We start from the raw sequence: 11,344 nt of genomic DNA on the forward strand, positions 1-11,344 counted from the left end.
GCGCCCAGGGCCCGGCGGTTCCGGACAGAAAGCATGACGATGGCGCCGTCGGCCTGGAGGGCGCGTACGGAGGCCACCAGGCGGCGGCCCGCCGGTACCACCGCGTCGGCGAAGGTGAACGCCGTCGGGGGCCTCCGGTCGGTGGCGAGGACGATGCGCGCGCCCGCCCGACGGGCGGCGGCCGCCACCGCCTCGGCGCCCGGGACCGCCTGGGCGGCGAGCCCGGCGACCGCCTGGAGCCGGTGTCCGCGGGCCAGGCCGAGGGTCCGCTCGCTGCCCTTGCGGCGCAGCCTGCCCGCGGTCTGCCGACCGGTGCGGCCGGTCAGTTCGAGCTGGTCCAGTGGCCCCAGCACCCATCCGTTGTCGCGGCGGACCTGGAGGGGCTCATCCGGGTCGAAGAGGTCGAAGAGCCGTTCCGCGACTTGCTCGGGGTCGGCGCCGCCGAGGAGTTCCAGGTCGACGGGCTCGTACCGGTCGCCGCGCAGCGCCGCCTCGTCGAGCAGCACGGTGTCGACCTGGCCGAGCCGCCGCAGCGCGCTGCGGTCCATGGCCAGGACGCCGCGCAGGGCCAGGAACCGGCCGAGGCTGGTGGCGAACCCCTCCCGCCCGGCGCCGGGCGCCTTCGGTATGGACGAGAACGCGACGGCCAGCCCGCGGCGCGGTCCGGCGAAGGGGGCGGTGAGGGCGCCGGCGACCGCTCCGGCGGCCATGGACCGCTCCGCGAACCGCTCCATAGTGTCCTCGGGGGTGGGGCCGGGCCGCTCCACCACGATGGGCTCCGCGGCCACGTCCTGGGGCCCGTGCACCAGATGCGGTTCCATCGCGGCCCATGCCTCGCCCTCGGCCGCGGCCTCCCGCCACAGGCCCATGCGCTGGGCCAGGTCCAGGACGAGCCCGCCGCCACGGGTGGCCACACCCTGGGCCAGAGCGCTCAGCACGGGCAGGGTCGCCTGGGTGGGCTCACCGCGGGTGATGGCCAGGGCCAGCCGCCGCAGCCGGGGGTGGTTCTGGATGGCGGATACGGACGCGCTGACCTCGGCCGGGAGCCTGAGCCACGGGAGCAGCCGCAGGGCGGTGGCGACGCTCAGGCCCAGGACGTCCGCGACCACCACGGCGAGGGACTGGGCCTCCCGCGGCCCGCCCGAGGGATGGCGCGGTTCCGGGGCCCATTCGTCGAACTCCTCGGTGGGCACGGCCGGGCCCCGGGTCTCCGCGCGCTCGATCCGGGCGATCAGCTCCGGCAGGCGAGGGGGCGGTTTGGTGACGGCGACGACGACCCGTTCGGAGGGTGCGTTGACCCGTGCCCACAGCACGCCCGGGTGTTTCTCCAGGGCCTGTTCCACCCGGCTCGCCACCTGCTCCCCGCCGATCCCGTGCACTCCGTGCACCTCGATGTAGTAGCGGCCCGGGTACGACCACACCCCGCGGGCGGGCGGGTGGACCAGCCGGCCGACCGCGCCCGCGGCGTCCCGTACCCGTGTGGCCACTCCATGGGTGAGGGGCTCCAGCAGCGGGGGGTTGATCAAGTGCAGCCCAGGCAGCGTCGTCATCGGTGAGACCTCCGGTGTGTCGGCGATCCGCGGCGCAGTGCCCGTGTGGGGCGGTTTCTGCGCGGAGCGGCCTGTCCGGTTGATTCCGATTACCCTGAAATGGGAAGAAGATTCCGGACGTCAATCATGTGTGGACGTGAGATCAGTGACCACTCCCACCAGCTCCCGCAAGCGCAGCACTTCCGCATCGGCACGGTCGTCGGCGCGCGGCGCCGGCAAGTCGGCCCGGAGCCAGGCCACATCGAAGAGCCGGACCCCGTCGTCGAAGAGCCGGGCCCCGTCGAAGACCGCGGCCGCGTCCAAGTCCGCGCAGGCAGGGAAGACGAAGGCAGCGAAGAGCACCCAGAGGTCGAAGACGGCGAAGGCGGCGAAGTCCGCGAAGCCCACCCCCCAGAAGGGTGACCACCGGATCACCGTCACGATCCCCAGCCTCGGCCACGTGGCGCAGGCGACGCGGCTCGACCGCGCCGCGAGCGCGACCCATCTCGACCGCGTCGACGGCGACCGCATCGGCCGCGCGGCGAAGAACGCCGCCAATGTGGCGCTGATGCCGATCGCGGCGGCCCGCCGGGTACTGCCCGCCAAGGGCGGACTCCCGCTGTACGCGGGACTCGGAGTGCTGGGCGTCGCCGAGGTCATCGAATGGCCGGTGGCCCTGGGCGTCGGCGTCGGCTACGCGGTGCTGCGGCGCGGCGGAGTCATGGCGCCACCGTCCGAGACCCGCAAGGTCTGACCCGGCGGATCCCCGCTCCCCGGGCGACGGCGCCGAGCCCACCGCCCGGGGGCGGGCGACGGCGCGCCGATCCGGCGCACGTCTCCGGCACCCGATGGGGAATGGGACAGACTAGGGAATCCCCGAGACTTCACGATGCGCGCCCGATGCCCACTTTCCCCGATCAGCGGGGCGTTTGACCGTTTCATCAGGCCAGACGGGCAAGAAACGGGCAGAAGTTGACCACAAATGGGCAGCGGCAAGCAGCCGAAACGTTGGTATATACCATGAAGCGCATCTAACACCCGTCACTGGAACCGTCGCCCAACTCGGTTCCGGCGCCGGTCCGGTGGCTGGTGGCAGGGCCGCGACCTCAGCTTTTGCCGGTTTACGCACGACCATGCCGTTGTTGAGACAACAGAAAGCGGTGCCCTCCATGGCTCGCCCCCACACCACTCAGGCCGCCCACCGCGTGCCCGCACAGGCAACATCGGGCTTAACCCATGACCGGAACCGGACCCGCGCCGTGACCGGACGCCACGCCACCGGCATGGCCACGCTCGCACCGGACCTCCAAGTCCTCGCCGGGGACGAGGACTTCTTCCGGCACTTCGGCGGCACGTCGGCCGAACTGTGCGGACGCAACCTCTTCGACTTGCTCGACCCCAGCGCCCCCGCCGTCCTGCGGGAGCACTTCCTGCGGCTGCACGACGGCCGGCGCACCCGCTTCACCGAGCGCGTGGTCGGCTACCGCTCGGGAGGCCGGGTGTTCTCGGGGGAGTTGACCGGTACGGCCGTCCAGGGCCCGTCCGACGCGCTGTCGGCCATCGTCGTCCTGGTCAAGCCGGATGACGAGAAGGCCGAGGACGACAGCATGGCCCAGCGCCGCAATCTGCTGTCACCGCTGGAGGCGCAGATACTCGAGGGTGTGGCCACGGGCGCCTCGACCGTGCAGATGGCCGCCAAGCTCTATCTCAGCCGCCAGGGCGTCGAGTACCACGTGGGCTCGATGCTGCGGAAGATGAAGGCGCCCAACCGTGCGGCCCTGGTCTCGCGCGCGTACGCGGCGGGCATGCTGACCGTCGGCACCTGGCCTGCCCGGGTCCGCCCCGATTTCGTCAAGTGACCGGTCGTCATATGGATCCCTCGCGCAGTGGCTCCGCGATGAAGTGATTCGGGCGGATCAGGAGTGTTCCGGCTGGCAGCGCGGGCACCAGGTGCTGGTCCGCCCGGCGATCTTTCCGCGGCGCAGCGGGCGGCCGCAGCGCGGGCAGTGCGGATCCGGGTCGTCGCGGTGGCCGGTGAGCCAGGACGCCCGGGGCGGCACCTGCCCCGCCCGCACCGAGGTGCTCAGCACCCCGCGCAGCGCGGTGTGCAGCCGCCGGAGCTCGTCGGGTCCCAGATCGCTCGTCCGGCTCTTCGGATGGACCCGCGCCCGCCACAGGATCTCGTCGCCGAGGAGATTGCCGAGCCCGGCCACGACGGACTGGTCGGTCAGCGTGGCCTTGACCCGGCCGCGCCGCCCTTCCAGCAGGCTGTCCAGCTCGGCCCGCCCCAGCGACAGCGCGTCCGGGCCCTGCTCGCCGAGGATGCGGTCGACATCGGCGTCGGTGGTGGCGAGCCACAGGCCCCGCAGCTTGCGCTGGTCGTGGTAGCGGAGCTGATGGCCGTCGTCGAGGGTGAGGACGACCCGGCCGAACCGCTCGGGCGGATCGCCCTCGGAGCGGCACACCAGTCCCCCGGTCATGCCGAAGTGCAGGATCAGCGTCGGACCCCCGGCCGGGGCGATCAGCCACTTGCCGTGGCGCCGCGGAGCGGCGAACCGGCGCCCCTCCAGCTCACGCTTCAGCCGCTGCGCGGTGACCCCGCGCAGCACCGCCGGATCGGCCACCTCGACGCGCTCGATGCGGTGCCCCTGCGCGCAGGAGGCCAGCGTGCGACGGAAGCCCTCGACGTCCGGTAGCTCGGGCATAGCGCCAGATTACGCCGCCGCGGGGAGGGCGGCTCGGGGGGAAACCGAGGTGAGGAAAACCAAAACTTTGCACGAGTCGGATAAAGTACCTGGTTATGCGATTCATCCGCTCCGGACCGGGGGCGAGCGGTCGCAATCAGACACTTTTCGCGATCGCGCGGTGCCTGCCGTTCGTGGTCATGGCGGTGGTCGTCACCATCGAGCTGACGCCCGCGCATGTGATCTACACCGGCCCCCTCCTCACCCCGGCCCCGGCGCTGGCCGCGGTGACGATGGGACCGGTCGGCACCGGGGGCGTGGTGCTGCTGGCCGCGGCGATCAGCGCGCTCACGGCCACCCACAACGACGCCTGGGGCACCCAGCAGGTGTACGCGAACCTGCTGGCACTGCTCGTGGTGTCCGTGGCGAGCGTGGCGAGCAGCGCCGTCCGGGAGCGCAGGGACCGGGAGCTGAGCCAGGTCCGCCGGATCGCCGAGGTCTCCCAGAATGTGGTGCTGCGCCCGCTGCCCGCCCGGATGGGCGGGGTGCGCACTGCCAGCGTGTACATGGCGGCCGAGCGCGGGGCGCAGATCGGCGGCGATCTGTACGAGGCGGTGGGCACCCGCTACGGGGTGCGGCTGATCGTCGGGGACGTACGCGGCAAGGGGCTGGCCGCGGTGCGCTCCGCCGCGGCGGTCCTGGGCGCCTTCCGGGAGGCCGTGCACTACGAGCACGATCTGATCGAGGTGATGGAGCGGTGCTCGGCGGCGCTGGGCCGCGAATACGAGCTGCTGGACCGGTCCCGGATCCAGGACTGGGACGAGCGGGCCGAGCAGTTCGTCACCGTACTGCTGGCCCAGGTGGTGCCCGACACGTGCCTGGTCCAGCTGATCAACCGGGGCCACCCTCCGCCCCTGGTGCTGCACGACCGCAAGGTACGGACGCTGGGCCCGGTGCGCCCGCTGCCGCCGCTCGGCCTGGACGAGTTCCTGACCCCGCCGCCGATCGGCGTCGAGACCTTCCCGTTCGCCGTCGGCGACCGGCTGCTGCTGCACACCGACGGGGTCCTCGAGGCGCGCAACCACTGCAATGAGTTCTTCCCGCTGCCGCAGGCCATGGAGACCGTGGAGGGCGCCACCCCGACCGAATACCTGGACCGGCTGCGCCACGCCCTGGTCCACCACGCCGAGGGTCGGCTCGCCGATGACGCGGCGATGATCCTCATCGAGCGGGCGACCGGGGCCGAGCCGGGGTGGCGCTCCGGCGCCTGAGACCTCCCGAGAGGCCGGGCTACGCCACCGGGGCGCCGAACTCCTCCAGCGCGTCCGCCACGATCGCCTCCAGCCGGGCGTGGTGGGCGCCGCGCCAGTAGACGCGCTCGCAGGCGGCGCAGCGGGCGAACACGTCGTACGTGCTCCGCGTGCCGTGCTCCAGCCGCTCGTGGACCGTGTCCTTGTCGGCGTCCTCCAGGGGGCCGTTGCACGCCGTGCAGCGGGTCCAGGGGGCGAGGGACGGGGTGAACCGGCCCAGGACATCACGCAGTTGCTCATCGGGCCGGTCGCTGTAGACATACGCCCCGGCCCACAGCTCGCGCCGCCGCAGCAGCCCCCGGTCACGCGAGAGGAGCACCCGGCGCTGGGCCGCGGAGCGGGCGGCGAGCGCGGGGTCGCCGATGTCCTCGCTCTCGTACGCCGCGTCGACGCCCAGCAGCCGAAGGCGGCGCGCCAGGGTGCCCAGGTGCACGTCGAGCAGGAAGCGCAGCGGCGCCCCCGGGACCCGCTGCGGCCGGACGACGGGGTGCACCTCCACGGACTCCCCCGCCCCCGGAACATGCGTCACGGCGGTCTCCCGGCCGTCGACGAGCAGCCGGCCGACCTCGGTGAGCGGAACCCCGAACGACTCGACGACATGGCCGAGGGTGGACGCGCCGTCGGTGATCACGGCCGTGCGTTCCCGGCGCCGTTCGGGGGCGGCGAAAAACCGCAGTTCAGGGGCGAGGCTGAGGTGGATCTCCGGTCCGTTCACACCGCCAGCATGCCAGGCGCGACCGGCCGCGGGCGACGGTGTTTCCGCCCGGCCGGGCTCCGGTTCGCAGAAGGCTCAGGCGTCGCCGGAGCGCTCCAGGCGCCGTCGCTTGCGGCGCCAGGTCACCAGCCGCAAGTACTCCTCGTGCAGCAGCCGTCCGACGAGCGCGCCGCCGAACACCACGAAGCCGACGCCGACCAGCCAGGACTGCACGACCAGCACGGTGCCGACCGGGCCGTAGGACACCGCGCTGGAGGCGATCAGCGGCGAGAACACCAGCCGGGAGAAGATCCGCAGCCCCCACAGCCCGACGCCGGTGGCCAGGGCGCCCGGCAGCAGGGCGCCCCAGCTGATCCGCCCGCCGAGCAGCAGCCGCTGCGACCACCAGAAGAAGAGCACCGTGGCGACGACGGCGACGGCCACCCGGGTGGGCCCGGGGCCGAGGTGGGAGGAGAGCAGGAGGTAGCCGATGAGCACGATGAGCCAGACCAGGTGGCGCCATACCGTGTGCCAGCGGCCGGGGGGCAGCTCCCACACCTTCTCGTAGCCGGTCTGCACCACCCCGCAGAAGGTCAGCCCGAAGAGGGCCAGCGTCGCCAGACCGAACGCGGTGGTGGTCTCCAGGGACCGCCTCGGCGGGGCGAACAGGTCCAGGACCTCGTCCCGCGAGGTGGCGGACACCCCGAGCCCCTCGGCCAGCCACTGGGCGAAGCCGTGGCGGTTCACCGGATCGGCCGCGGCGACCACGATCAGCAGCGGCACCAGCGTGAGGAAGCCGAGCGCGGCGAACCCCAACGCCCGGTGCATCAGCTCGAATTCGCTGCCCCGGCGCCATCCCCGCCCGGCCGGGGACCGGTGGAACGTGTGGTGCAGCCGCCGGACCCCGGTGCGGCGGGGCTGCGACGGGCGGTGGCCGGAGTCGTCGGGGGGCTGTTCGGACATACCACTCCCACTCCCCCACCACCGGTTCATGCGATATGCCCCAGTAAGTCGCGCATCGTCCAGCGACCAGGCGGATGCCCGTGCAACCCACGGGGGCGACGGCCCCTCCTCCCCGCGGCGGCACTGTGCCAGAATGTGAGAGGAAAGCTGACTCTTTGATTGGGGCCGGGAACCAGCTTTTTTTTTGTCGGAGAGCTGTTCGCCGAGGGCGGTGCGCTCGGCAGGGTGATGAGCGGAATCGACTGGTCGGCGACGTCCCTCGGCAGTACTGAGGCCTGGCCTCCGCGGCTGGTCGAGGCGCTGCGCATCGTCCTGTTCACCGAGCAGCCGATGGCCGTGTTCTGGGGCCCCGAGTACACGATGCTGTACAACGACGGGTACGCGGACATCATCGGCTCCAAGCATCCGGGGGCACTGGGCCGGTCCGGCCGGGCCGTCTTTCCCGAGAACTGGGAACTGTCCGTCGCTCCGCTCTTCGAGACCGTATGGGAGAGCCGCAAGCCCTCCCTGGTGACCGACCGGGCCTTCGTCATCCAGCGGCGCGGTTTCCTGGAGCAGTCCTACTTCGACGTGTCCATCCAGCCGCTGCTGCTGGATGACGGCGCGATGGGCGGGGTGCTGTGCGTCGTCACCGAGACCACGGCGCGGGTGCTCAGCGAGCGGCGGCTGCGGCTGCTGGCGGGGCTCGGCGCCCGGACGGCCGGGCTGCGCACCCCGCAGAGCGTCGCCCGGACCGTCGCGGAGATGCTGGACATCCACCGGGACGACGTCCCGTTCACCGCCTTCTATCTGGTGCCGGAGCCCGGCAGGCTCCGGCTCGCCGCGTCCGCCGCCATCCCGCCGGAGGCCGCCGAGGCGGCCCGGGAGGTGCGGCTGGACCGGATCGAGGAGACGACGGGCCTGGCGGCGCGGCTGGCGGCCGTCGTGGGCGACGCGGCACCGGCCCGGCTGCCGGGCGCGCTGTTCTCGATGCCCGGCGAGGAGGCGCTGGCCCATCCGCTGGTCCGGTCGGACACGGTGGAGGGCGTGCTGGTGATGGGCATCAATCCGCGGCTGCCCGCCACCGCTCCCTACCAGGACTTCTTCGAGGTGCTGGCGGCCACCGTCGGGGCGGCCCTGTCGGCGGCCCGCACCCAGCACGAGCAGCGGCGGCGCGCGGAGTCGCTGGCGGAGCTGGACCGCGCCAAGACGGTGTTCTTCTCCAACATCAGCCATGAGTTCCGTACGCCGCTCACGCTGATCCTCGGCCCCGTGCAGCAGGCGCTGGCCGACGAGGACCGCCCCGCGCGGCGGTCCCAGCTGGAGCTGGCGGAGCGCAGCGCGCTGCGGCTGCTGAAGCTGGTCAACACCCTGCTGGATGTGTCCCGGGTGGAGGCCGGAGGGCTCAAGGGCACCTTCGAGCCGGTGGACCTGTCCCGTATCACCGCCGAGCTGGCGGCCATCTTCCGCTCCTCCTTCGACCTGGCCGGGCTGACCCTGGAGGTGGACTGCCCGCCGCTGCCCGAGCCGGTGCACATCGACCGGGAGATGTGGGAGAAGATCGTCCTCAATCTGATCAGCAACGCGCTGAAGTTCACCTTCACCGGCGGCGTCACGGTGCGGATGGCCGCCGTCGGCCACCACGCCCGGCTCACCGTGAGTGACACCGGCAGCGGTATCCCGCGGGAGGAGCTGCCCCACCTCTTCGAGCGCTTCCACCGGGTGCGCGGGGCGCGGTCCCGGTCGTACGAGGGCAGCGGCGTCGGGCTGGCGCTGGTCAAGGACCTGGTCGAGCTGCACTCGGGCACCATCGCGGTGACCAGCGTCCCGGCCCGGGGCACCGAGTTCACAGTGGAGATCCCGTTCGGCACCGCGCATCTGGAGGACGTACGGGGCGAGGCGCCGTCCGTACGGGGCGGAACGGGCGAGGCCGAGCGCGCCGCCGCCTACGCCCAGGAGGCGCGCCACTGGCTCGGCACCGCGCCGTCCGAGCCGCTGGAGGCGGAGGAGTCCCCGGCGGGGGCCTCCGGGGTCGCTGAGGCCCCCGTGGAGGCTCCGTTCGAGGCGCCCTCCCAGGCCCCCGTCATGGCCCCGTTCGAGGCGCCCATCGAGGCCCCGGAGTCGCCGTACGCCACGGGCCCTGCGGAGCCCGCACCGGTCCGGCGGCCGCGGCTGCTGGTCGCCGACGACAACGCCGACGTACGGTCCTATCTCGGCGATCTCCTCGGCCGCGAACACGACGTCCTCCTCGCGGCCGACGGCCGTGCCGCGCTGGACACCGCCCTGGCGCACCCCGTGGACCTGGTGCTCACCGATGTGATGATGCCGCGCCTGGACGGCTTCGGGCTGGTCCGGGCGCTGCGCGCCGACCCCCGGACCACCCGGCTGCCGATCATCATGCTGACCGCGCGGGCCGGGGAGGAGTCCACGGTGCGGGGGCTGGGCGCGGGCGCCGACGACTACCTCGCCAAACCCTTCTCGGCGCGTCAGCTCCTCGCCCGGGTCAGCGCCAATCTGGAGCTGTCCCGGCTGCGCGAACGGGTGCTCAGCGACAGCCGCCGACAGGCGGACATGCTCACCTCGCTGTCCCAGGCGAGCCTGCTGCTGTCCGACACCCTCGATCCGCCGCAGGTCCTGGACACCGCCCGGGAACTGCTCGTCCCGGCCCTGGCCGACGAGATACGCATCCGCCTCGCCGACCCCCGCGCCGAGCGGCCCCTGTACGCCGCCGGGGAGTCCGTGGCGCCGGGCGGCCTCTTGGACCGGGCCCTCGGCGAGACCCTGCTCGCGGGCACCGCCCCCGAGCCGCCCGCCACCGGCGGCCCCCTGCTCGCCGTACCCCTGCTCGCGCACGGCCGGACGCTGGGCGCCCTGGCCATCGCCCGGCGCGAGGGCGTGTACACCATGGCCGACCGGCAGTATCTCCAGGGCGTGGCCGGGCGGTTGGCCCTCGCCTACGACAACGCGGCCCGTTTCCGCAACGAGCGCCACCTCGCGCTGACCCTCCAGCGCGCCCTGCTGCCGCAACACCTCCCCCAGGTGCCGGGGCTGCACACCGCCTCCTACTACGAGGCGAGCGCCAGCGGCGCCGAGATCGGCGGCGACTGGTACGACGTCATCGCGCTGCCCGACGGCGAGATGGGCCTGGCCATCGGCGATGTGATGGGCCATGACGTGGACGCCGCCACCGTGATGGGCCGACTGCGCTCCACCCTGCGCGGCTTCGCCCTGGACCGCGCCTCCCCCGGCGTACTGCTGGGCAAGCTGGACGCCTACCTGCGCTCCCTGGACGTCGACCACTTCGCGACCTGCCTGTACGCGGTGTACGAACCCCGCACCCGGCGGCTCCGGTACGCGGCCAGTGGCCATCTGCCGCCGCTGCTGGTGGCGGGCGGGACGACGAGCTTCCTCGACGTCTGCCCCAACGCCCCGCTGGGCCTCGCGGACGAGCCCCCGGTCGGCCACGAGACGCGGCTGCCGCCCGGCGCGGGGCTGCTGCTGTTCACCGACGGGCTGGTGGAGAACAGCCATCTGCCCCTGGACGACGGCCTGGCGGCGCTGCGCCGCGCCTGCGACGGGCTCACCCCGCCCGTCCTCGCCGATCCGCAGGCCATCATCGACCGGGCGCTGGGGCTGCTGGACATACCGGGCCGGGTGGACGACGACACGGCGCTGCTGGCCGCGTCAGCCCCGTAGCGGTTCGCCCGTATCGGCGTCGAGGACGCTCACCCGCACCGCGGGCTCCCGTACCGCGTCCCGGCTCGCCTCCGCGTCCAGCGCGAAGAGCACCACCACCGGTCGCGCGGCGTCGCCGCCGCGGGCGTGGACCCCGGCGTACTGGAGGATGCGCCAGCCGTCCTCGTCCCAGTGGTCCAGCAGCGCCGACCGCACCAGGGGCGAGGTGCTCTGCCAGGCGAGCGAGTGTTCCAGCAGCTCGACCGTCGCGGCCACCGGCACGCCTGCCGGGGTTCCGGCCAGCGGGTGTCCCCTGAGGCGCAGGCGCAGCCTGCGCCACGGCGTCCGCCATCGGCGGTCGGCGGACAGGGCCACCAGCCCGGCCACCGCCACCAGGGCGCAGCATCCGGTGGCGGCCGGGTGGCGCGGTGCCGTGACCCACCAGGGGTGCCGGGCCAGCGCCACGGCGACACCGCCCGCCGCCACCACGGCGGCGCGGGCGAAGGCCCT

9 protein-coding genes and 1 pseudogene are annotated in these 11,344 nt (G+C 73.4%); 4 read left to right on the forward strand and 6 right to left on the reverse strand.

What is annotated here, in order from left to right:
• Positions 1 to 1,550, reverse strand: a 1,550-nt coding sequence (locus SSOG_RS53075) for a heavy-metal-associated domain-containing protein (RefSeq protein WP_039940479.1), incomplete at its 3' end; no start/stop codon positions are given.
• Between the two features lie 120 nt (positions 1,551 to 1,670).
• Positions 1,671 to 1,970, reverse strand: a complete 300-nt coding sequence (locus tag SSOG_RS52060; protein WP_039936316.1) for a hypothetical protein — start codon at positions 1,968 to 1,970, stop codon at positions 1,671 to 1,673.
• 19 nt (positions 1,971 to 1,989) lie between these two features.
• Here SSOG_RS52060 and SSOG_RS01850 point away from each other — a divergent pair, with 19 nt between their 5' ends.
• Both SSOG_RS01850 and SSOG_RS01855 read left to right on the forward strand, forming a co-directional pair.
• Positions 1,990 to 2,283: a hypothetical protein gene (locus SSOG_RS01850; protein WP_050799723.1), complete on the forward strand. Its 294-nt coding sequence runs from the start codon at positions 1,990 to 1,992 to the stop codon at positions 2,281 to 2,283.
• Between the two features lie 505 nt (positions 2,284 to 2,788).
• Entirely contained in the window at positions 2,789 to 3,388 is a 600-nt protein-coding gene (locus SSOG_RS01855) for a helix-turn-helix transcriptional regulator (protein WP_245606189.1), read from the forward strand.
• A 57-nt stretch (positions 3,389 to 3,445) separates the two neighbouring features.
• Here SSOG_RS01855 and SSOG_RS01860 read toward each other — a convergent pair whose 3' ends face one another.
• Positions 3,446 to 4,234 (reverse strand): Fpg/Nei family DNA glycosylase, encoded by a 789-nt coding sequence (locus SSOG_RS01860; RefSeq protein ID WP_009712488.1) that lies wholly within the window; start codon positions 4,232 to 4,234, stop codon positions 3,446 to 3,448.
• Between the two features lie 95 nt (positions 4,235 to 4,329).
• On the opposite strand from SSOG_RS01860, the gene SSOG_RS01865 reads away from it, so the two are divergent.
• On the forward strand, positions 4,330 to 5,484 hold the full coding sequence (locus tag SSOG_RS01865; RefSeq protein ID WP_039936319.1) for a PP2C family protein-serine/threonine phosphatase: 1,155 nt from the start codon (positions 4,330 to 4,332) through the stop codon (positions 5,482 to 5,484).
• A 19-nt stretch (positions 5,485 to 5,503) separates the two neighbouring features.
• Here SSOG_RS01865 and SSOG_RS01870 read toward each other — a convergent pair whose 3' ends face one another.
• A complete protein-coding gene (locus tag SSOG_RS01870) occupies positions 5,504 to 6,238 on the reverse strand; it encodes a Mut7-C RNAse domain-containing protein (protein WP_009712490.1) in 735 nt (244 codons plus the stop codon).
• A 75-nt stretch (positions 6,239 to 6,313) separates the two neighbouring features.
• Positions 6,314 to 7,180 carry a YihY/virulence factor BrkB family protein gene (locus SSOG_RS01875; RefSeq protein ID WP_009712491.1) on the reverse strand — a complete coding sequence of 289 codons (867 nt, stop codon included), beginning with the start codon at positions 7,178 to 7,180 and terminating at the stop codon, positions 6,314 to 6,316.
• A 159-nt stretch (positions 7,181 to 7,339) separates the two neighbouring features.
• On the opposite strand from SSOG_RS01875, the gene SSOG_RS01880 reads away from it, so the two are divergent.
• Positions 7,340 to 10,855, forward strand: a complete 3,516-nt coding sequence (locus tag SSOG_RS01880; protein ID WP_039936322.1) for a SpoIIE family protein phosphatase — start codon at positions 7,340 to 7,342, stop codon at positions 10,853 to 10,855.
• Here the strand turns inward: SSOG_RS01880 and SSOG_RS55410 are convergent.
• A pseudogene (locus SSOG_RS55410) lies at positions 10,844 to 11,344 on the reverse strand (MauE/DoxX family redox-associated membrane protein); the annotation flags it as partial. The gene SSOG_RS01880 and the pseudogene SSOG_RS55410 overlap by 12 nt on opposite strands.

The organism is Streptomyces himastatinicus ATCC 53653 (assembly GCF_000158915.1).
In the GTDB taxonomy this organism is placed as follows: Bacteria; Actinomycetota; Actinomycetes; order Streptomycetales; family Streptomycetaceae; genus Streptomyces; species Streptomyces himastatinicus.